Genomic DNA, 20,633 nt, shown 5'->3' with positions numbered 1-20,633 from the left:
CCTGGACAGACAATTCCAGAAAAATCAGACTTGCAGGAGATTGATGCCATGTTGGCAGAAACAGTGCAGGAATGGACGCAACCGTGGGAAACCCAAGGACTTCAAAAAGGAATTTCAATGATCCTTCTTCTCCTGTTGGAAGAAAAATTTGGCAATCTGCCCGTTCAAATTCGGGAAAAAATCCTCAAAACAGAACGGTCAACCCTGGAAAAGTGGAGTCTCCGCATCTTGAAAGCCAACTCATTGGAGGAAATTTTTGACTCGTGAGTTGATGCGTCTGCACGGTCTGGTTGGGACGGGTCCTGCTGCCAAACAGTGCGAGAATGCTGAAAATAAATTTCGACCCGGGATCCATGAAAATGGTACGATCAGGCGAAAATTGACGAAAAAATGATTTTTCACGGGAGCCAGGCATGAATGTGCAGCAAAAGCAGGACGTGGGCGGTTTCACCCTGATCGAAATCATGGTGGTGTTGGTGATTCTGGCGGTCCTGGCCACCCTGGTAGCCCCCCGCATCATGGATCGCCCGGATCAGGCACGCATGGTCAAAGCCAAGCAAGAGATTCGTATACTGGAAAATGCCCTGAATCTCTACAAACTGGACAATTATGTCTATCCTTCCACAGACCAGGGTCTGGAGGCGTTGGTCAAAAAGCCACGCGGCCAACCAGAAGCCCCCAACTGGAAAGAGGGTGGATACATTGCCCGCATGCCCCTGGATCCCTGGAAACGCCCCTATCAATATCTCCAACCAGGTACTCATGGCGGTACCTTTGATTTGTTCACCTATGGTGCCGATGGCCGGGAAGGGGGAACCGGAACCAATGCCGATATTGGCAACTGGAATCTGGAAGATTGACAACATCTGCCAATAATATGAAATCCATGCACAATCGGCAGAGTCATGTGCGCGGCTTGCAGAAGATCATCTGGAGAGATGTGCCAAATGAGGAGGGGTTCACGCTCCTGGAACTGTTGGTTGTCATGATCATCATCGCCGTCATGACCTCCATGGCCATGATGGTTCGCAGTGTCCCCGGGGCCGATAAAAAAGCCGAGGAAGAAGGAAAACGCCTGAAAGTCCTGATGTCCCTGGCAGGCGAAGAGGCCATATTGACCAGTCGGGAAATCGGCATGCGACTTTACCAGGAAGGGTATGTTTTTCTGGCCCGGGCAGATGATGGCAACTGGCAATATTTAAACGATAAAATCTTGAGAAAACGTGCGTTTCCGCCTGGTTTTCATATCGAATTGGCTCTGGAAAATCGCCAGGTTGCCCTGCCCGGCGAAGGGGATCGTGATCGCAAACCCCAGTTGGTGTTTGGCACGACCGGTGAGTCCATACCGTTCAAACTTCTACTGCATGGTCTCAATGGCTATCACATGACCCTGTCGGGAAATGGTCGGGGAGGAATGCAATTGCAGCGTTCCGACAAGTCCTGACATGCGTGAATATCGGATTCAAGAAAGCGGCTTTTCCCTGTTGGAAGTTCTGGTGGCACTGGCTGTTCTGGCTACCGCTCTGGGTGCCATGGTGGTTGCCGGCGGGCGCATGGCCGAAGATTCCGCCGCCATGCGGGATCGGGTCCTGGCACACTGGGTGGCCATGAATGTGGCCACCAACCAGCAGATCATGAATCACTGGCCAGATCCAGGAACCCTGACAGGCCACGAAGAGATGGCCAATCGGGAATGGTCATGGACCATCCAGGTATTGCCAACACCCGATGCGGCTGTCCGACGGTTGGATATATCCGTGCGGTTGGGAAAGGATAAAAAATCATCTTCCCTTGCCCGCCTGGAGAGTTACCTTGGCCAACCGTAACCAGGATCATTCTCTTCGCACCGTCTCCAGGATTGACCGCCATCCTGCCCCGGGATTTACCCTGGTCGAACTGTTGATCGCCATTGCGATTCTCGGCATCATGTTTGTCATGGCTTTTGGTGGCCTGAAAGCATTGTTGAATACCCAGGAAGAGGTGACGCGACGTAACCGGGAACTGGCGCGCCTGCAAATTTTTTTCAATCAGTTCAGAACCGACCTTGAACAGGCCGTGGATCGTGCCATCCGTGACAAGGAAGGCATTGAACGGCCTGCCATGGATGGCCTTGTCGCCGGTTCCCATCTGTTGACCTTGACCCGTACCGGTCGCGACAATCCCCGGCGATTGCAACGCAGCGCCCTGCAACGTATTGTCTACTCTTTTGAAAAGAATCAATTGACCCGATCCAGTTGGGAGATGTTGGACCTGGCACCCAACAGCACACCAAACGAGGAAATACTGCTGGACAATCTGCTCGGGGTGGATCTGCGCTATCTGGACAAGGATATGGCTTGGCTTACCCGTTGGCCATCGGGGAACAATTTGACCGGAACCAATCTGCCGCGCGCCATCGAAATTGTTCTCGAACTCCGCTCCTGGGGAAGAATCCGCCAACTGGTCCAGATTCGGAATCAGGTGAGCCAGTGAACCGTCGTCAAGTTCACCCGGGACGGGCAAATGAGCAAGGTGTGGCCCTGATCATTGCCTTGTTGGTCGTGGCCATGGCCTCGACTGCCATCGTGTCCCTGACCCAGACTCAACGCATCGACATGCGCCGGACAGAAAATATTTTTTCGCGGGATCAGGCCGGTTTCATCGCTCTCGGGGGCGAAATCTGGGCCAAAAAAATGCTGGCCAAAGACCTGACGGAAGGTGGCTTGGATACCCTCGATGAAAACTGGGCAGAAAAAATTGCGCCTATTGTTCTCGAACGTGGTGTGGTATCAGGCTACATTGAAGACATGGAAGGTCGTTTCAACCTCAACAATTTGATTGTCGGCGGCAACCAGAGTCTGCTCGACATGGGGCGCTTTCGCAGATTGCTCCTCCACCAGGGTCTCAGTCCGGAGCTGGCTTACGCAGTGGCGGACTGGATTGACACCAATGGAGATTTAGGCGGTCCAGGTGGGGCCGAAGACCCCGACTATCTGGGAATGGATCCCCCTTATCGAGCTGCCAATCGCCCCCTGGTCAGTACGACCGAATTGAGGGTCATCAAAGGGTTTGACGATGAAAGTTTCCAAAAACTGGCGCCATATGTGACGGCTTTGCCATCCTATACCGACATTAACGTCAACACCGCTTCCCCGGAAATCCTGCGCACCCTGGTTGAGGATATCAAGGACGGTGACGTTGAACGACTGCTCGAACGGCGCAAACAAAAACCCTTTCAGGACATGAACGATTTTGTTAATGAACCCACCCTTTCCCGTTACGTGGTCACGCCACGCGGCATTGGCGTATCAAGCCATCATTTTCTGGTCACGATCCATGCCCGTATTGGACCCAGTCGAATTCACCAGTTTACGCTGCTCAACCGGAGCAACAATGGTATGCTCGTATTGATGCGTGGGCAGGGAGTGTTGTAAACATGGATCAACAGGAACAGATCAATGGGGTGGTATACATAAAATGAGGAGCCATGCCTACATTCACCTGAATGCCGAAACGGGCGATACACTCACCTGGGTTGGACCTGAGGGAAATTCCCGCACGGAAAATGCCAAACAGGTCGCCGCCGCCATGTCGCGCATGCGTGTGGTGGCCATGGTTCCCGCTCTGGACGTCCTGATCCAATCCGTGCCGGTACCCAAGACAAGTCGGCGCAATCTTGTCAAGGCACTCCCTTTCCTTCTCGAAGAAAAAGTGGCGACCCCTCTGGAAAAATTGCATTTTTCCCTGGGACCCCCTCTCGAAAACGGCCACCGTCCCGTGGCGGTTACCGATGCTGATCTCATGGAGCAATGGCTGACCAGACTCAAAAATGTGGGCATCCGTCCCGATCTGATGGTCAGCGAAATTTTGCTGTTGCCCTGGAAACCAGATACCTGGACCCTGCTCCTGACTCCCGAGCAGGCGTTGCTGCGTACCGGATTGCATACCGGACTCGGCATGGATACCGGCAATGTCCAATTCATCCTCGAACGGAGCCTGGTCGAATGGGATCAACAAACACGCCCTAAAACTCTCCACGTGCTGAATTGTACCGGTCAGGCGTTCAAGCCCGTTCTTGCGGATCATCCCGATCTGGAAATTGAGGAAATACGTCCCGAAGTCGATCCCATCACCCTTATGGCCGGAACAACCCCGGAGCCAGGCATCATCAATCTCCTGCAAGGTCGGTTCGGCATTCAGGGACGTTGGGAAAGTCTTTTGCGTCCTTTCCGGCTGACTGCTGGTCTCATGGCTCTCTGGATTTTGATCAAACTGGGGATCGTTTTCTTCGAAAACAAACGCATGGATGCGCAAATCGTGGTTCTTGATGCCCGTATCCAGGAAATATTTCAGCAAGCATTCCCGGGAGTCCGTGTCGTGCAGCCCGAAGTTCAAATGCGTGAACGCATGAAACGTCTGCGCCAGGAAGCGGGAGGCGGTCAGGAATTCTTGAATCTTCTGGTCCAGGCTGGCAATACGGTCATGACCATTCCCGGCACCACCGTGGAACGACTACGCTATCAGGATGGCCTCCTGGATCTTTATCTCCGCATCCAGGACCTGGAACAATTGAATAAACTCAAACACGCCATCGAAACGTCCGGTCGGATGGAAGTCAATATCCGCTCCGCCGTGAAACAGGATGATTCCGTCGAAAGCCATCTGCAAATCAAAGGTTTGTAATGTCATTTCTCAACAAGTACCTGCTAGCACGCTGGTCGGCCATCAGTGATCGGGAAAAATTGTTGATCGTCTGGGGAAGCCAACTGCTGATTTTTCTGTTGTTTCTCTCTCTGGTCTGGTTTCCGGTTCGGGAACACTATCGTGAATTGCGCGAGATTACTGAAAACCGAATCAATACCGTGCGCTGGATGGAACAGGCTGCCTCGGACCTGGTCCGCCTGAAGGCCTCCACCGGATCCCGGCTGGCCTTGGAAAAAGGCGACTCGCTTCTCTCACTGGCCGATCGCAGCGTTCGCAAACAAGGTTTGGGTCTGGTACTCAAACGTGTCGAACCAGAGGGACAGGACAAAGTGCGGCTATGGTTCGAACAGGCCCCTTTTCAATCCCTGCTCATCTGGATGGAGGGTCTGCACGACCGATATGGTGTCGAAACGGCCAATGTGTCCATCGAAAAAGGCAAAAGTCCGGGCCTGGTCAATGCGCAACTGGTACTGGTCATAAGGGCCTTGCCCTGACTTCCGAAGGAATAGCATGATGATCCTGTTCAGAAAATGGTGGTTCTACGGTATCATAGCCGTCATATCTTTCCTGTTTTTTCTCTTTGCAAATCTGCCTGCCACTTTTGTCTATCAAATGGCAAAAGCAAAAATCACCCCCATTCAATTGAATGGTATCTCTGGAACCTTGTGGAGCGGTCGAGCGATCCAATTGATCTATCCTCCCGTCCAGTTGGACTCATTGCAATGGACAATCAGGCCCAAGGCGATCTTGAAGGGAAAAATACAAGGCCTGTTCTATATCGGCAACTCCAAACAATTTCGTATTCGTGGGCGCTTTGATGTTCAGGATCAAAACCATGTACGATTCCAGCAAATCACCGGCAATACCAGCATTCCCTTCCTGACAGATCTGCTCAAGGATTTTCCCTTGCAAATGAAGGGAGAAATCGATCTGGGTATGGATGATTTCATGATGCGCGCCAATGGATTTCCCGAAATCACAGGTCGCATCGATATCCGGGGATTGGAACTCGGTCCGCCCTGGAAGGTATTTCTGGGTGATGTTCGCCTGCTCTCCAGTATGGAGAATGACATGATCAACATCCAGATCAATGACATACGGAGTTCGCTGACCATGAATGTCACGCTTCAGATCTGGGAGGCTGGTCGCTATCGCCTGCATGGGAATGTCGAAGTCCAGTCTGGAGAAAATAAACAAGCCATGGAAAATTTTCTGCAACAAAGTGTGGGTCTGAATGGCAATAATGGGCATTTTCCCCTCAACATGACTGGTACCATTCCGTTTTTTCGATAAGATCATCAAATAATTTATCGACAATACGTGACAGGAGCATTGCATCTGTGATCATTGGCTTGATTTCCGACTCCCATGACCATATCAACCATCTGCGTCAGGCACTCGCTGTGTTTCAGGCTCAACACGTCGATCTGGTGGTGCATGCCGGAGACATGATCAGTCCTGGTGTGATGCAAATATTTCGTGGCATGAACGTGGCTGCGGTATTCGGGAATAATGACGGTGAAAAATATGGCCTTCTCAGATTGTTTGATGACAATGGCTGGCGTTTGCAGGGTGAGTTTCTGGAACTCGAAGTCAGCGAAAAACACATGGCCGTGTATCACGGTACCGTTCCAGCCATGCGCGATGCCTTGATTGCTGCGGGTCGCTTCCATTATGTTGTCCACGGCCATACCCACAGACCCGAAAATAAATTTTTCGGATCCACCCTCGCCCTGAACCCGGGCACAGCTCACGGCTTCGGCACACAAGCCACGGTCATGATCCTGGATACCAATCAGGACAGGGTCAGCCTGATTGAGCTGGAATAAAACTCTCCCCTTGTTTCTTATAACCAAAATAATACCCACCAAATTCTGGTGAGGACAATGCAAGACAAGACCCCATTTTTCCTCGTTGCCGACGATGATCCGGTTACCCGTCTGATGTTGTGCCGCTTTTTGGAAAAAATCGGTTACGAGGCCCTGGGGGTCAAGAATGGTGCCGAAGCGGTCGGTCGTTTTGCGGAGCGGGTTCCGGATGTCGTCCTGATGGATGCCAAGATGCCGGTCATGGATGGCTTTCAGGCCTGTCTGGAAATAAAAAAATTTCCGGGTTCGGCCCAGGTTCCCGTCATCATGATCACCGGTCTCAATGATGAAGAGTCCGTGGACAGGGCCTTTGAGGTCGGCGCAACCGATTTTGTCCCCAAACCCATTCACTGGGCCATTCTGCGCAATCGGGTGCGTTACCTGTTGCAGGTATTGGAGGCGGAACGACAACTGTACCTGGCGGCCAACGTTCTTGAAAGTACTGCCGAAGGGGTCGTCGTCACCGACCCCAGGGCAACCATCCTCTCCGTCAATCCGGCCTTCCAGCACATCACCGGTTATTCCGCCACGGAGGTGATCGGCAAACGAATGAGTCTGTTGCAATCCGGTCGCCATGACGATGCTTTTTACCGGCATTTATGGGAATCCCTGACCGCCGGCAACAGCTGGCAGGGAGAAATCTGGAATCGAAGGAAAAATGGGGAGATCTATCCCCAGTGGACACATATCAATGCCATCCGCTCGCCACAAGGCATCACGACCAATTATGTGATGATTTTTTCGGATTTGACGGCATCCAAAGAGTCCGAAGAGAATCTGCTCTATCTGACAGGGCACGATCTGCTGACCGGCCTGCCCAACCGGCTGTTGTTTCATGAACGACTGGGGCATCTGCTTGCCGAGGCAAGCCGCGACGCGGAGAGCATGATTGCCTTGTTTTTGCTGGATCTGGACCGGTTCAAGGTCATCAATGACACCATGGGCCACGATGTCGGGGACCGTTTGTTGATCGAGGTCACGCAACGACTCTCGGAATGCATGCCACAACAAGCCACATTATGCCGCGTGGGTGGTGACGAATTTGGCATCATTCTGCCCCGTCCCGAGAGTGCCAATGATGCTGCCATCCTGGCCCGGCAGATTCTGGCCCGTCTCTCTGAACTGTACAATATCGATGGCATGGAATTTTTTCTGGGATGCAGCATCGGTATCGGCATTTATCCCCTGGATGGTCGAGATGTCAAGACCCTGACCAAAAATGCCGATGCCGCCATGTCCCACGCCAAGGAACAGGGCCGGAACAACTGGCAATTTTATCGCCAAGAATTCAATACGGCGTCGCTGGCCCGCATGCTCCTGGAAAACAATCTGCGTAACGCCGTGGAACGCGGCCAGTTTCTGCTTTATTACCAGCCGCAGATCAACCTGAAGGAGATGCGTCTGGTTGGCATGGAGGCCCTGATTCGTTGGAACCATCCGGAAAAGGGCATGGTGACCCCCAGCGACTTCATCCCTCTGGCCGAAGCGACCGGACTCATCGTGCCGATAGGCCGCTGGGCATTGCAAAACGCCTGCCGCCAGGCCAGATCCTGGCAGAATTCGGGATATCCCCCTTTGCGCATGGGCGTCAATCTTTCTGGAATACAGTTCAAACTGGCCAACTTTCCCGAGCAGGTTCTGGCCATCCTGAAAGAAGAGGGGGTGGATCCGCACCATGTGGAGTTGGAGCTGACCGAAAGCATTGCCATGGGCGATGTCACCGAAAGCCTCGCCAAGCTGCAAATTTTGTCACGTGGTCACGTTCGCCTGGCCATCGATGATTTTGGTACCGGATTTTCGTCGCTTGGCTATCTGAAAAAATTTCCCATCAACACCTTGAAAATCGATCAATCCTTTGTGCGTACCTGCACCACCAGTCCGGAAGATGCGGCCATCATCCGGGCCATTGTCGGCATTGCCCACGGCCTGGGTTTGCAGGTGATTGCCGAAGGGGTCGAAACCGAAGAACAGTTGGCTCTGTTACGCCTGGAACAGTGTGATGAAATCCAGGGGTACTATTTCAGTCGTCCGCTCCCGGCCAGCGAATTCCAGGTTTTCATGGATTCCTGGGTCGGCAACCAGAGGTAAACCGGCATGTCAGGACACCCCACCCCCCCCAAAAAAATCGTCATTCTGGTGCTGGCCATGGCCATCACCCTGATCACCATTTTGATCGTTGTTTTCCGCCCGTTCGGAGGCATGCGGGAAAGAGGCATGCAGGTTCCCGGTGACCTGATGGGTGCCCTCCTGCCCTTTCAAAAACCCCTCACCGACTTTCAGTTGACAGATCACCAGGGAAAAGCGTTTACTCTGGCACGCCTGCAAAATCAGTGGACCCTGCTCTTTTTCGGTTACACCCACTGCCCGGATGTCTGTCCCATGGCCCTGGGTTTTCTGGGCGAGGTCTTTACCCATCTGGGCAAGGATCCTTTCGGCAAGACAAAATTGCAGGGTGTGTTTGTCTCCGTGGATCCAAAACGGGATTCTCTGGAGTTGTTGAAAGATTATGTTGCCTTTTTCAATCCTGAATTCCTGGGTGCAACCGGTCCCGAACCCATGCTGAAGGATCTCGCGCAGCAAGTCGGGGCCTATTATGCCATCAACCCCGGTGGGACCGATGATGCCTATGAAGTCTCCCACAGCTCGGCGTTTTTCATGATTTCGCCCCAGGGCAATCTTGTCGGCGTCGTCTCTCCCAACAACAATACGCCAGACCAGGTAGCTGAAAAAATCAAACGTATCGTACAATATCTTGGACATGGAGAAAAACCGTGAAAATTTCTTGCCGACATCTTTGTACCGTGTTGTTCATGGCCTGTTGTACCCTCTTTGCAGGTGAGGGAATTTCCGGCGAATCGGGTTTGGCAGTCCAGGGAGCCTGGGTGCGCGAAGCCCCTCCCTCCATGCAGATTACCGCTGCCTACATGATTCTGAGAAACACGTCCGACCAGCCCATGACCCTGGTCGGGGTGACCACACCCGATTTTTCCAAAGTGGAAATTCACGAAACCGTGCATGAAAACGATCAGGCTCGCATGCAGGCCATGAAAGAGCTGCTGATTCCAGCCCAGGGCCGCATCGCCTTGCAACCCAACGGTTACCATCTGATGTTGATCAATCCAAAACGCAATGCCCCTCTACGCCCGGGCGACAGTGTCAACCTGATATTAACCTTCAAGGATGGAAAAACCTTGCCCGTGACGGCCACTGTCCAAAAAGGAACAAGTCAATCCACATCGGCTCCCGGCCATATGCAAGATATGAAACATAAACAATAAAGCCAAAAACAGGTGACACTCCTGGCCACCGGAAAAACCGGTTGCGGTTGCGGTGGCCAGGAGCAGGATAAAGTCAAAAACAGGTGACACTCCTGGCCACCGGAAAAACCGGTTGCGGTTGCAGTGGCCTGGAGCAGGATTTTCCCATGAACATGCATGATCTGGGCTATTCCAGGTTTTTCTCCCATGCCCGCATGGTCCAGGACCTGATCGAAGGTTTCATTCGGGAGGATTGGATCACAGGGTTGGACTTTTCCACCTTGGAAAAAGTCAATCCGGTTTACGTAAGCGATGATTTTCGGAAGAGAATCAACGATCTGGTCTGGAAAATCCGCTGGCAGGGCACGGATCGGTGGATATTCATCTATTTGATCCTGGAACCACAATCCACGGTCGATACAATCATGGCCCTGCGTACCGACTTGTATACGAAACTGCTTTATCAGGATTTGTATCAATCCAGGCAGATTCCGGATGGTCAAAAATTTCCCCCCGTGCTGCCGATTGTACTTTATAATGGCAGAAATCGCTGGACAGCGGCGTTGGACGTGGCCGACCTGATCACGGAATATCCTCCCGGCCTGGAGATCTATCGACCACGCATGCGTTACCTGTTAATTGACGAACATCGCTATCAACAAAGCGAATTGCAATCCATGCAAAATGTCGTCGCGGCGCTGTTCAGATTGGAAAAAAGCCGCACCCTGGAAGATGTTCGGCAGGTCATCCAGGAACTTGACAGGTGGTTGCAGGGTCCAGAACAAAGAGATTTAAGGCGAACGTTCGCAGGATGGTTGAGTCGTATCCTGCTGCCAAGACTGTTCAAAAAAAATCCTGACATTCCAAATTGCATTCCAGAGATGAACGATCTGAAGGAGGTACATACCATGCTGGCAGAAACTGTTGAAGGGTGGACCAGGGATTGGGAACATAACGGTCGTCGAAAAGAGGCTGCTGTCATTCTGCTTAAACAACTCCGTCGCAAGTTTGGTCAGGTACCCGAACAAATCACGGCCAAGGTGACTGCCGCAGATCTGGAACTTATTGAGACATGGAGCGAAAATTTCGTCTTTGCCAATTCCATGGATGAAGTTTTTGCCTGCTGATCAGACTTGAAAGAACGAAAAATTTGCCGGCATTTTCCTGTGACCCGGCCAACTGCCTTGGACAACCATGAAAATCAGGTCTTGATCATCCTGGGGTCAAGTTGGTACGCCAGGGACCGCTGATTGTCATGGTCCATTGGTTTTCACGATCATGTCTCAATCTATGCAATCCAACTCTGGCTACCGATGCGGTATCTGGATCAGCCCTACGCAATTGGCTGGGCTTCTTACCATCCCATACCTTGCGAGTCAGAGCATTGCGCCATGATTGAATCATGAAAAAAATATACGAGGCGTCACATATTGCGGAAACTTATCCCATCTTTAACATGCCATTTTATATCGGTTTATAATCAATCTACTGAACGATGATTTCTTGGCGAGTGGCACTACAAACGTGTTACTCTTTGATTTGGTGGATTCAGGTGAACATTTTTTCGTTCCCTTGGGGTTTGAGTTGATTCGTGCGTCTGATGGATAACCGACTGTTCTTGATATGTCTTTGTAAACTTATACACGCTGCCTTGCTGTGAGATTATGCGCAACGAAGTGTGCGCATCGGTCGGGATACAAACAAAATCCGAACAGTGTCAATACACATTTGTACGATTACGGTACTACAAAACGAAATCCAAAAGTGAAGCACAAACAAATCAACGTGTTGGAGTATATAACCCCGCCAAAACCTGCCAAAAATGGCCAAAATATGTTAAAGATGGGTTATGATAAATGGTGTTCTCAATGAGGAGATGCACACCCTGCACCCTCAGATCCAAATTGTTTGTTGGAGAAAATTCCAAAAATATTCTCATAGATCATTGAGAGAAAAATTGACCAAAAATTCTTGAGCATAATGTAATGTTCACCAAACAAATTAAAACTGAAAATGCAGTTGTGTGGGTCTTTTTATGAACTTGTCTGGATCAAAGCAGGTGCTATCATTTACGGATAAATAACAACGCAGATGATATTCGAAAGCGGATTTGTCAAGGAAAGAAGCTATCCAGTCGGTTTTAAAAGACTGTTTTTCCTTTTCCGCAATTTCTTCCCAGCCCACAGCATCAATCGTTTCTAAAATAAACCCGGAAAGCTTTTGTCCCCAGGATAATTTTTTTATAAATGCATATCGAAAAGCCCTGACAGCGTTTCCTATGGGATTAGGATTAGGTTTGAGATTAACATCTAAAACGCGCCGGTTTAAATTCACAAAATAATCAGGTTTATAGATCATTTTTCTTTCTGCGATATTATAAATAATCGCATCGCAATCAAAAAAAGTCACTTTTATCAAGTCGTCAAATGTTTTCACCATAACGTGACCTGCTAGTTGAGCCCACGTTTTTTGGAGTGGCCAAACATCAATTCGCCATTTTTCTAAAGAAAGTGAATAGCCTCCAAAGCGGTTTTGCTTGGCTTGCATGGTCAGCATACTTTTTTCAAAAGCGTTTAAGTCTGTTGGATCAATTACGAAATCAAGATCAGAATGAAAACGCAAATTACCCCACAGCGCAATATCTCTAATCATGCCACCTATGAGAACCATGCGCCCAAACTTTTCAATTTTTAACAGCGTTTCCTGTATTTCCTTGCGACCTCGGTATTGAGATGAAAAAAAATATTGAAGTTTCTTCTTTAGAATGTGTTCTGGTGATTTAGATGATGCGCTCTCGGGTTGTTTCATTAAATTTCTCCGGAATTATTGTAAAGATATATCCGTATTCTATCTGAATTGTGTGGACGAAAATATTAATCTAAACCGGCTTAAAATTTGATTGAAAAAGTATTGAATTTATTATATTTATTTATCATTCAAATAATGTATTAAACTTTAATATCATAACCATTTTTTAAAAAAGAAGATTTTTATCAATGCTCTGCATTTCCTTGTAATGCTTCTCAAAATCATTATGCAGTTCAATGCAAAACCGATCAGTCATTCCAGACACCATATCTGTCAATAATTGCATCTCTCTATATCTGATCGGTATCTGTTGATCTCTATGGTAGCTTTTTATTTTTCCTTCAAACACACGACGATAGTTTCTTGAAATTTTACTATAAACATATCTTGCAAAAGGAGAAGTTCTTTCACTCTCGATGTCGGAGTATTTTTTTCTGTTTGATATGCCAATCCATAAGTAGTCCATTAAACAATTAATCGTATTATAACCATTTAATTCAATTTCGATGACAGCATTATGGTCGAAAGCGTTTTTTTTATCGAAATCTTTCAGGGTTTCCCATAATTTTGCAGCATATGAGTGTTCTATTAATTCACCGATGAATTTCCCTGAAATAATTTCCTCGTATTTTTCTTTAAATGTATGTGCAATAGCAGAGACCATTACATGTATTGCGTGAACACGGAATTTCTGCGTTGAAACATCATTAAGTTCATTTGGGTCTAAATTTTGTTCAAAAAATTTATTATGTTCATGTTGCGATTTATCGTAAACGTGCTTAATTACAGGGTCATTATTTGAACCGCTATCGATCTGATGTTTTAGGTGTGCGGTCAGGTCATTAAATGACACCAATCCTTTTTTTATTGAGTCCTCGGCATCAAGTACTGAATAGGCGATGTCATCACATGCTTCCATCACGAGTGCTAATGGGTGTCGGGAATCTCCTTCCAATCCGACTTCTTTCCGTATTGTCTCTACAAGACTTTGCTCAGTCGCAAAGAAGCCAACTTTCTTGCGTGCTTGTATTGTTTTATCGATTTTATCGGATGCTGAAACGTACTTCATCAAAGATGCGAGGGTGCCTACACTCAAATTAAGACCAAGATCGTCACCAATTACTTGCAGCTTCGTTAGAACTCGGAGCGTCTGAGCGTTGCCTTCAAACAGAAGGAAATCATTTTTATGTTGTTTGGTAAGCTTTTTAATGTCCTCGTTAATTTCGCCATCACCATCACTAGATGCTTCAAAAAGAAAACCTTCATTCCTTTTGAACCACGATTTGATGGCATTTTCTCCTTGATGACCAAAGGGAGGATTGCCAATATCGTGAGCAAGACCAGCTGCTGCCAGCATGGAAGGGATGATTCGAATCGCATCTTTCGGAAGTTCTTTTCCCAGTAAGTAAACCAGTTCAACCCCAAGCGATCGCGCCAGATTCGCTACTTCATATGAGTGGGTCAAACGAGTCCTGATGCTCTCAATGCTTTCGAGTGGGAATACCTGAGTTTTATCACCCATGCGACGCAACGGTGTTGAGAAGAGGATTCGATCATGGTCGCGCTCTGCTGGTAACCTGAACTGTTTGTTTTCGAACGGAAGTTCGGTTTCTGGACCTGCCGACTTGGGACGTCCAAGAAGTTCAGAAAACCGCTTGTCATTGAGCAATTTGACCCATCTTTCCATGCTGCACCCTGACACTTCAGAGAGAAAATCGAGAAAAATCCTGTCACTTTTCAAAATCAGACTCCGACAGCATGACCAAAAACCAGCCACTATTTTGTTCCCCCAGCGGTTGCAATGATAAACGAAATTGTTTTTTTGTCAAATTTTTGTCTTGGCCATTATTTGGGCCAAGCTGGTCAAGCAGACTGGAAGATCTGATTTTTCGCCAATTTTTTCAATCATATGCGGAGAATATAGACTCAACCTGGTGGACCAACCGCGCTGATTTGACTTGCCGAAATTTTCCGGTGCAACAGGGGTGATCATGTCGGCGAAAGTGGACGTTTCAAATCAGGTCGGTTGACCCACTAGTCAACCAGTTGCTGACAGTATGATCGAAAGTGGAAAAAAGAACCATACGTCAGATGAACGGAATCACCTGATTGGAGGATGTTTTCCAGACGCAAGATAAATAATTGAATTTCAATCTGTCTCTGTTCAGACAGAAGCTTCGTTGGCAGATTGTTTCTGTTCCCTGGCGGCCAGGACAGCCCGCACCAGGGTCAGATCGAGGGGTGTATCGATGTCCAGGGAACGTTCCGGGGGCATGACAAGGCCCAGGGTGCTGTCGCCGAGGAAGGTTCGATGCTCACGCAGCCAGGCAACCCGGGCCACACAGACGGCCCCGTTCAAGGCATACACTTTGGGCAAATCCTGGCGTCGAATGTGGGCCGTGCCGGATTTGGGTCCCAGAATGGGTGCCATGTGGCCGACAGGATCCAACCTGTACATGTATTGAGGGTTTTGATGGGTCTCCACCAGGGTGACACAGGCGGGTGCCCGTTCCCGTTCGCAGATTTCCAGACAGGCGGAAATATCCGCCGGGTCGCGCAGGGGCGATGTCACCTGGAGCAGGACCAGATAGTCATAACGCTCCGCAAGTGCATCCAGGGCATGGATCAGAACCGGTATGGTGGGGGATTCATCCCTGGCCAACTCCATGGGACGCACAAAGGGAACCTCACAGCCCCATTTTTGGGCCGTGGCGATGATCTCGGCATCCTCCGACGACAGAATGCACCGGTCGATGTAGGCACAGGCCCGGGCGGCTTCGATGCTCCAGGCCAGCAAGGGTTTGCCGGCCAGGTCGCAAATGTTTTTGTAGGGAATCCCCTTGGATCCTCCACGAGCAGGGATCACTGCCAGAACGCGCTTGCCCTGAATCATTCGAACACCTTTGGATAGTCCTGACATGCCTGCTGGAAGTCACCCAAACGGCCAATGTCCAGCCAGTATTCCAGAAACGAATATGCCGCAGTCACCCGACCCAGATCAACCAGTTTGCGGAACAGATCGGTCATGTCGAAATAACCGCTGTCCGGGACAAAGGAAATGACTTGCGGATTCAGGAGGTAGATCCCGGCATTGACGAAATACTCCTGCACCGGTTTTTCGACAATGTTGACGAGGCGATGGTGGTCGGTTTCGACGACGCCATAGGGCACGGTCTGTTCGACCTTGCGCACGCACAGGGTGGCATCGGCCTCATGCTCCTGATGAAACTCCAGAATATTGCTGTAATTGATCCGGGTGAGCAGATCCCCGTTCATGACGAAGAAGGGATGATCCGGAATATCGGGCAGCAGGGAGAGAGAGCCTGCCGTACCCAGGCGATCATTCTCTTCCAGGTATTCGATGGAGACACCCCACCTGGAACCGTCGCCAAAATGGGACTGGATCATCTCTTTCCGATAGTTGACCGACATGAAGAATTGATGAAAGCCATGCTGAATGAAGCTTTCCAGGATGATTTCCAGGATTGGCTTCGATCCTACGTGCAGCAGGGGTTTCGGGCACTGTTCGGTCAGGCGTCCGAGGCGGGTGCCCAGGCCACCGGCCATGAGGACGACCCAGTTGTCCTTGACCTGGGGGCGTGTCAATTCCGAGAGGGTATTCAAACCCACCAGACGGCCCACATCATCCACGACCGGGATGTGTTCGAGACCGCGTGTCTGCATCAGGGAGCGGATGCTCTCCTGCGATTCCGTGACCCGGGCCACGGTCGGGGAGGTACTCATGACCGACCGGATCGGGGCATTCAGATCAATGCGATTGAGGAAGCCGCGCCGCACGTCGCCGTCGGTGACGATTCCCAGGAGATGTCGATTTTCGTCCACAACGATCACCACTTTGATGGCCCCCTGGTTCATGACCTCGAGGGCGTGGAAGATCGGCAGCTCTGGTCCTACCAGGACCTTGCGCCAGTCATGTTTCATTCGGGTAACTCCCGTGCCGGGACCCCGACCATGCGGGTCCCTGCTGCTACGTCACGCACCACCACCGCGCCGGCCCCTACCACGGCGTGGTGCCCCACATGGACTCCCTGGATGATGGTGGCACCTGCGCCCACCAGGACCCCTTCGTCCACCTTGACCCCGCCACACAACACGGCTCCCGGTCCGATATGGGCGTGGGCACCGACGACACCATCATGATCCACCACAGCTCCGGTGTTGACGATGGCGTTGTTGCCGACCACGGATCCCACCTGGACCACGGCCCCGGCCATGATTTGTGCCCCGTTGCCCACCCGCACGCCCCGGGCCACGACGGCATCCGGGTGGACCAATGCCGGAAATTCGTATCCCTGTTGTTGCAACTGCCGAAACAGCTTTTCCCGATGGCTCTCCCTGCCCACCAGACCCAGACCGTTGACGAGCTGGGCCGCAGAGGGGGGGAAGCGTTCCAGTTCGGCGTCGGTCCCCAGCACCGGAATGGCAAAGGGGTTTTCCGGTACATGGTCCGGGTCGGCATCCAGGATGCCGAGGATGCGGTCGCGCCATTCCAGGCTGACCATGGTTTCCATTACCACCTGGGCATGACCGCCGCCGCCAAGAACGAGCAGTTTGTCGCTCATTTGATTTCCTGATCCTTTGCGTAGTGCTGCCGTGCCGGTTGATCCAGCAATTCCCACCAGGCCATGGGCGAGAGACCGGTTCCCGGTCGTCTGGCCCCCAGGTTTTCCGCCGAAAAGCGGGTCCCGGAGGGAATTTCCCGCAAGGCCACCAGGCTTTTGCGGGCCACATCCCGATTTTTCAATTCCGCCGGGGAGGGGCATTTGCGCCCATCCCCCAGCGCGGCTTCCACGGACCGGATTTCGCGAACCATGGTTGCCAATTGTTCCGGTTCCAACGAGGCGCGGTGATCGGGACCGGGCAACCCCCGATCCAGGGTGAAATGTTTCTCCACCACCACCGCTCCCCGGGCCACAGCCGCCAGGGCGATTGCGATGCCCTCGGTGTGATCCGAATATCCGGTCGGCAAACCGAAAGCATCCCGGAGCGTATCCATCCCGCGCAGATTGACCTCACCATACGGGGCCGGATACTCTGTTGTACAATGCAACAAGCGTGCCTTTTCTTGCAAAACCCGTCCACCAGCCGGAGAAATGAAGGCATCCTGGAAGGCTGCCCTTCCGGGTGTGGCCGTGGATTGCAACAGACCAAAGGCCAAAACCCCCAGTGCCGTCTCGACTTCGGCGAGCGTGGCCATGCCGGTGGAGAGGATGATTTCCCGCCCGGAGCGTCCCGCCGCCAGGAGCAGGGGACCGTTGGTCATCTCTCCAGAGGGAATCTTGAGAACCGCCATATCGAGTCCGTTGACCAGAAAATCCAGGCTCTCCACGTCGAATGGGCTGGAGAGGAAGGCAATTCCTGCCGCATGACAATGCGCTTGCAGACGGTGATGGGCCGCCGGATCCAGTTCCAGACGCTGGATCATCTGCCACTGCGATTCGTGCGGATCGGTGGTGACCTGTTGATAGCGGGCTTTGGGGGCCTGGCGGCTGACGAGCCGGTCGGCGCGAAAGGTTTGAAATTTCACGGCATCGGCACCTGCCGCAACGGCTGCATCCACGAGTTGCAGGGCGAGATCCAGCGATCCGTTGTGGTTGACGCCCGCTTCGGCAATGACGGTACAGCGTCCCGGGCAGAGAATTCCCATGGCACATGACTCCTTCAGGCAGCTTGTTCCCGGGCGCTGGCGGCCAGCGTCATCCGGGTCCAGGCGCAGGGCGGGGCATCGGCAGTTTTGGGCAGGTTATGGCTGTGGAGTCTTGGCAATTGATAGGGCTGGGAAAAATTTTCCACCACCCCGGGACAATTCGTCACCGCCAGCCGACATCCCGGCACGGCCCGGGCCAGTTCGACCGTCCGGGCATCATGGCTGCCGTAGGGATAGTTCATGATCCACGCCGATGGTGGTTCACCGAGAATCTGGGCCAGATATTCCCGGGATCGGAGCATTTTTTCCCGTTGGCCATGCCGGGAGAGATGTTCCATGCTGTCATGCCGCACCCCATGCCCACCCACACCCATGCCCAGACCCACCATCTCCCGCAGCTCGTCGGTCGTGAGATACAGCCCTTCGGCAAAACCGGCCTCGTCCGCCGTGACATGCTTCCGGAACAGCTCTCCGGCGATGGCCCAGGCGGCTTGGCGGGGCAAGACATGCTGCAACAGACATTTGAACTGCCGCAGACGAAAATCGTTGTAGCCGACCACCCCGGAAGCACAAGCCGCCAGCAAACTCTGGGTCGGTGGCAGTTCATAGGCTTCCCGCCAGGCATCGATCCCGCGCAGCAGATCCTGAAACAATTTTTCCCGATCCACCGGGGCTGCCAGGAGATGCTGGACCTTGTGAACGATCAACACCCAGCGATTTTCCGCTGCGGCCACAATCGGAAAAAAGCATCCCGTCACCTGACGGGCCAACAAACGCGGCAGTACGGTGACGTAATGGTCGCGCAGGCCACCATCAAAGGTCAGAAGACAGGCGTTGTCCGGGAGTGGGTCACCCTCGGCATGGGTTGCGGCCAACACCTGCTCTGGAGTGCAAATCGTATAATACCGTTGGATATGGTCGAGTTGTCCCTCGAAATGGCGCGCAGACAATCCCTCGCCGCCTGGCCAGGCTGTGTCGGGCATGTCGCGTACATAATCGTAGCGGAGGATGGTCAGCATAGGGGCCTCTCATGCAAAATCACCGGGGTTGAAATCGTGAAACTGTTTTTTCAAGATGCCATCCAGGGGAAAGGTGGCCAGGGTTGCGACAATTTTTCTGGCGGCATCACCCTGGCCGTAGGGAGGAACCCTATTGTGCAGCCCTTTCCGGAAGGCGGGATCCAAGGCTTTCTGGAGGGATTGAATGATCGCCCGGGCATCTTCGGCACAATCGATCACCGAGGCAGCCTTGAGCCGGCCCCGTTGCCGATCTCCCAGATTGATGGCCGGCAGTTGGAAACAGGGGGCTTCGATCAGGGCGCTGGACGAGTTGCCGAGCATGACATCCATGTGGCGCAGGGCGCTGAGATAACGCACCGTCCCCAGATTGGCGACCACTTTGGCCCGTTGCCCATGTTGGGCCACCCAGGCCTCGATTTGCTGTTGAATGATCCGCCCGGCGGTATCGGCGTTGGGACTCGTGAAAAGAACCCTGGCTTCCGGAAAATGTTCCAAACCGGCGAAAATGGCGGCCATGGCCTGTTCCGGTCCGGATGTTTCCAGGGTGACGGGATGATAGGTGACGAGAATATTGGTTTCACCCAGGGTGAAACCGGTTGCCTGCTGCCAGGTATCCCGGTCCAGGAGGGGGGTGCGGGTGATGTGATCCAGACCCGGAGAGCCGCTGGCAAAGACACGTCCCGGATCCTCTCCCAATTGGATGACTCTTTGGCGATAGGGCAGGGCGGCGGTAAAGTGCAGATGGGCCATTTTGGTCAGGGCATGGCGGATGGCTTCATCCATCACCCCTTCCGAGGCTTCCCCCCCATGAATGTGGGCCACCGGGATGCGGGCCGGCAGGGCCGCCAGCACGGCGGCCAGGGCTTCGAACCGGTCCCCCAGAACCAGCAACAAATCGGGTTGCAGCCGCTCCAGCACATCGGCAAAACCGATCACGCCCAAGCCCAGGGATTTGGCAATGGCCACACTGGAATCCGCCGAGAGCAGCATTTCCACCCGGCCAGCCACATCAAAACCGTCTTTTTCAATTTCCCTGACGGTCAGACCAAATTCCGGTGACAGGTGCATGCCGGTGGCAACCACCTGCAAGCGGAGTTGGTGTGGTTGATTCTGTATCTCCCGCATGACCCAATAGAGGTGTCCATATTCGGCCCGGGACCCTGTCACCACGCAGATGGTTCGCATCGTTGTTTTCACGCTCCCTATACGTTTATGTTCGGATTCCATTTATTTCATGACGCTGAGAGGCTGTTTAAAAACATGTCAATTTCAAATGAAAACAAATGAAAAACTGGGATGGAGGTCCAGGAGGAAGGGCTGTGCCCTTCCT

22 protein-coding genes are annotated in these 20,633 nt (G+C 52.0%); 14 read left to right on the top strand and 8 right to left on the bottom strand.

Features of this window, described 5'->3' with window-relative positions; all coding sequences use genetic code 11:
• The first annotated feature begins 117 nt into the window (after positions 1–117).
• The 14 genes from HQL65_15040 (at position 118) to HQL65_14975 (ending at position 10,935) form a co-directional block, all read left to right on the top strand.
• Complete coding sequence (locus HQL65_15040) at positions 118–267, top strand: hypothetical protein (protein ID MBF0137550.1); 150 nt, start codon at positions 118–120, stop codon at positions 265–267.
• Positions 268–413: 146 nt separating this feature from the next.
• Positions 414–860, top strand: a complete 447-nt coding sequence (gene gspG, locus HQL65_15035; protein ID MBF0137549.1) for a type II secretion system major pseudopilin GspG — start codon at positions 414–416, stop codon at positions 858–860.
• Positions 857–1,444 carry a type II secretion system minor pseudopilin GspH gene (gspH, locus tag HQL65_15030; protein ID MBF0137548.1) on the top strand — a complete coding sequence of 196 codons (588 nt, stop codon included), beginning with the start codon at positions 857–859 and terminating at the stop codon, positions 1,442–1,444. The genes gspG and gspH overlap by 4 nt, the downstream gene beginning before the upstream one ends.
• A gap of 1 nt (position 1,445) precedes the next feature.
• On the top strand, positions 1,446–1,826 hold the full coding sequence (gene gspI, locus HQL65_15025; GenBank protein MBF0137547.1) for a type II secretion system minor pseudopilin GspI: 381 nt from the start codon (positions 1,446–1,448) through the stop codon (positions 1,824–1,826).
• Positions 1,813–2,472 (top strand): type II secretion system minor pseudopilin GspJ, encoded by a 660-nt coding sequence (gene gspJ / locus HQL65_15020; protein MBF0137546.1) that lies wholly within the window; start codon positions 1,813–1,815, stop codon positions 2,470–2,472. Before gspI ends, gspJ begins: the two co-directional genes overlap by 14 nt.
• Positions 2,469–3,413, top strand: a complete 945-nt coding sequence (gspK, locus tag HQL65_15015) for a type II secretion system minor pseudopilin GspK (protein ID MBF0137545.1) — start codon at positions 2,469–2,471, stop codon at positions 3,411–3,413. The genes gspJ and gspK overlap by 4 nt, the downstream gene beginning before the upstream one ends.
• A gap of 43 nt (positions 3,414–3,456) precedes the next feature.
• A complete protein-coding gene (locus tag HQL65_15010; protein ID MBF0137544.1) occupies positions 3,457–4,662 on the top strand; it encodes a hypothetical protein in 1,206 nt (401 codons plus the stop codon).
• Complete coding sequence (locus HQL65_15005) at positions 4,662–5,177, top strand: type II secretion system protein M (GenBank protein MBF0137543.1); 516 nt, start codon at positions 4,662–4,664, stop codon at positions 5,175–5,177. The genes HQL65_15010 and HQL65_15005 overlap by 1 nt, the downstream gene beginning before the upstream one ends.
• Positions 5,178–5,193: 16 nt before the next feature.
• Positions 5,194–5,976 carry a type II secretion system protein N gene (gspN, locus tag HQL65_15000; protein MBF0137542.1) on the top strand — a complete coding sequence of 261 codons (783 nt, stop codon included), beginning with the start codon at positions 5,194–5,196 and terminating at the stop codon, positions 5,974–5,976.
• A 47-nt stretch (positions 5,977–6,023) separates the two neighbouring features.
• On the top strand, positions 6,024–6,512 hold the full coding sequence (locus tag HQL65_14995) for a metallophosphoesterase (GenBank protein ID MBF0137541.1): 489 nt from the start codon (positions 6,024–6,026) through the stop codon (positions 6,510–6,512).
• Positions 6,513–6,569: 57 nt separating this feature from the next.
• Positions 6,570–8,639: an EAL domain-containing protein gene (locus tag HQL65_14990; protein MBF0137540.1), complete on the top strand. Its 2,070-nt coding sequence runs from the start codon at positions 6,570–6,572 to the stop codon at positions 8,637–8,639.
• Positions 8,640–8,645: 6 nt separating this feature from the next.
• A complete protein-coding gene (locus tag HQL65_14985; protein ID MBF0137539.1) occupies positions 8,646–9,326 on the top strand; it encodes an SCO family protein in 681 nt (226 codons plus the stop codon).
• The gene (locus tag HQL65_14980; GenBank protein MBF0137538.1) at positions 9,323–9,829 is read left to right on the top strand and encodes a copper chaperone PCu(A)C; all 507 of its coding nucleotides are present in this window, start codon (positions 9,323–9,325) and stop codon (positions 9,827–9,829) included. The genes HQL65_14985 and HQL65_14980 overlap by 4 nt, the downstream gene beginning before the upstream one ends.
• 146 nt (positions 9,830–9,975) lie before the next feature.
• Positions 9,976–10,935 (top strand): Rpn family recombination-promoting nuclease/putative transposase, encoded by a 960-nt coding sequence (locus HQL65_14975; GenBank protein ID MBF0137537.1) that lies wholly within the window; start codon positions 9,976–9,978, stop codon positions 10,933–10,935.
• A gap of 874 nt (positions 10,936–11,809) precedes the next feature.
• Here the strand turns inward: HQL65_14975 and HQL65_14970 are convergent.
• The 8 genes from HQL65_14970 to neuC all read right to left on the bottom strand — a co-directional run bounded on the left by HQL65_14970 (position 11,810) and on the right by neuC (position 20,488).
• Positions 11,810–12,616 (bottom strand): hypothetical protein, encoded by an 807-nt coding sequence (locus tag HQL65_14970; protein MBF0137536.1) that lies wholly within the window; start codon positions 12,614–12,616, stop codon positions 11,810–11,812.
• 166 nt (positions 12,617–12,782) lie between these two features.
• Positions 12,783–14,303 (bottom strand): dNTP triphosphohydrolase, encoded by a 1,521-nt coding sequence (dgt, locus tag HQL65_14965; GenBank protein MBF0137535.1) that lies wholly within the window; start codon positions 14,301–14,303, stop codon positions 12,783–12,785.
• A 477-nt stretch (positions 14,304–14,780) separates the two neighbouring features.
• Positions 14,781–15,509 carry an acylneuraminate cytidylyltransferase family protein gene (locus HQL65_14960; protein ID MBF0137534.1) on the bottom strand — a complete coding sequence of 243 codons (729 nt, stop codon included), beginning with the start codon at positions 15,507–15,509 and terminating at the stop codon, positions 14,781–14,783.
• Positions 15,506–16,558, bottom strand: a complete 1,053-nt coding sequence (locus HQL65_14955) for a nucleotidyltransferase family protein (protein MBF0137533.1) — start codon at positions 16,556–16,558, stop codon at positions 15,506–15,508. Before HQL65_14955 ends, HQL65_14960 begins: the two co-directional genes overlap by 4 nt.
• Complete coding sequence (locus tag HQL65_14950) at positions 16,555–17,199, bottom strand: NeuD/PglB/VioB family sugar acetyltransferase (GenBank protein ID MBF0137532.1); 645 nt, start codon at positions 17,197–17,199, stop codon at positions 16,555–16,557. Before HQL65_14950 ends, HQL65_14955 begins: the two co-directional genes overlap by 4 nt.
• Positions 17,196–18,284: an N-acetylneuraminate synthase gene (gene neuB, locus HQL65_14945; GenBank protein MBF0137531.1), complete on the bottom strand. Its 1,089-nt coding sequence runs from the start codon at positions 18,282–18,284 to the stop codon at positions 17,196–17,198. The genes HQL65_14950 and neuB overlap by 4 nt, the downstream gene beginning before the upstream one ends.
• 14 nt (positions 18,285–18,298) lie before the next feature.
• Positions 18,299–19,303, bottom strand: coding sequence for a polysaccharide deacetylase family protein (locus HQL65_14940; protein MBF0137530.1), 1,005 nt, complete (start codon positions 19,301–19,303; stop codon positions 18,299–18,301).
• A gap of 9 nt (positions 19,304–19,312) precedes the next feature.
• On the bottom strand, positions 19,313–20,488 hold the full coding sequence (gene neuC, locus HQL65_14935) for a UDP-N-acetylglucosamine 2-epimerase (hydrolyzing) (GenBank protein ID MBF0137529.1): 1,176 nt from the start codon (positions 20,486–20,488) through the stop codon (positions 19,313–19,315).
• Positions 20,489–20,633: the final 145 nt, after the last annotated feature.

The sequence above is a fragment of the Magnetococcales bacterium genome, assembly GCA_015228935.1.
Classification (GTDB): Bacteria; Pseudomonadota; Magnetococcia; order Magnetococcales; family DC0425bin3; genus HA3dbin3.
The sequence above is the reverse complement of the archived record's forward strand: the minus strand, read 5'-3'. Positions and strand labels throughout refer to the sequence as shown.

Excerpts from the sequence above, each read along its gene's own strand:
- HQL65_15040 (MBF0137550.1), top strand. The coding sequence starts at position 118 with ATGATCCTTCTTCTCCTGTTGGAAGAAAAATTTGGCAATCTGCCCGTT.
- gspG (MBF0137549.1), top strand. The coding sequence starts at position 414 with ATGAATGTGCAGCAAAAGCAGGACGTGGGCGGTTTCACCCTGATCGAA.
- gspI (MBF0137547.1), top strand. The coding sequence starts at position 1,446 with ATGCGTGAATATCGGATTCAAGAAAGCGGCTTTTCCCTGTTGGAAGTT.
- HQL65_15010 (MBF0137544.1), top strand. The coding sequence starts at position 3,457 with ATGAGGAGCCATGCCTACATTCACCTGAATGCCGAAACGGGCGATACA.
- HQL65_15005 (MBF0137543.1), top strand. The coding sequence starts at position 4,662 with ATGTCATTTCTCAACAAGTACCTGCTAGCACGCTGGTCGGCCATCAGT.
- gspN (MBF0137542.1), top strand. The coding sequence starts at position 5,194 with ATGATGATCCTGTTCAGAAAATGGTGGTTCTACGGTATCATAGCCGTC.
- HQL65_14990 (MBF0137540.1), top strand. The coding sequence starts at position 6,570 with ATGCAAGACAAGACCCCATTTTTCCTCGTTGCCGACGATGATCCGGTT.
- HQL65_14985 (MBF0137539.1), top strand. The coding sequence starts at position 8,646 with ATGTCAGGACACCCCACCCCCCCCAAAAAAATCGTCATTCTGGTGCTG.
- HQL65_14975 (MBF0137537.1), top strand. The coding sequence starts at position 9,976 with ATGAACATGCATGATCTGGGCTATTCCAGGTTTTTCTCCCATGCCCGC.
- HQL65_14970 (MBF0137536.1), bottom strand. The coding sequence starts at position 12,616 with ATGAAACAACCCGAGAGCGCATCATCTAAATCACCAGAACACATTCTA.
- dgt (MBF0137535.1), bottom strand. The coding sequence starts at position 14,303 with ATGGAAAGATGGGTCAAATTGCTCAATGACAAGCGGTTTTCTGAACTT.
- HQL65_14960 (MBF0137534.1), bottom strand. The coding sequence starts at position 15,509 with ATGATTCAGGGCAAGCGCGTTCTGGCAGTGATCCCTGCTCGTGGAGGA.
- HQL65_14955 (MBF0137533.1), bottom strand. The coding sequence starts at position 16,558 with ATGAAACATGACTGGCGCAAGGTCCTGGTAGGACCAGAGCTGCCGATC.
- HQL65_14950 (MBF0137532.1), bottom strand. The coding sequence starts at position 17,199 with ATGAGCGACAAACTGCTCGTTCTTGGCGGCGGCGGTCATGCCCAGGTG.
- neuB (MBF0137531.1), bottom strand. The coding sequence starts at position 18,284 with ATGGGAATTCTCTGCCCGGGACGCTGTACCGTCATTGCCGAAGCGGGC.
- HQL65_14940 (MBF0137530.1), bottom strand. The coding sequence starts at position 19,303 with ATGCTGACCATCCTCCGCTACGATTATGTACGCGACATGCCCGACACA.
- neuC (MBF0137529.1), bottom strand. The coding sequence starts at position 20,488 with ATGCGAACCATCTGCGTGGTGACAGGGTCCCGGGCCGAATATGGACAC.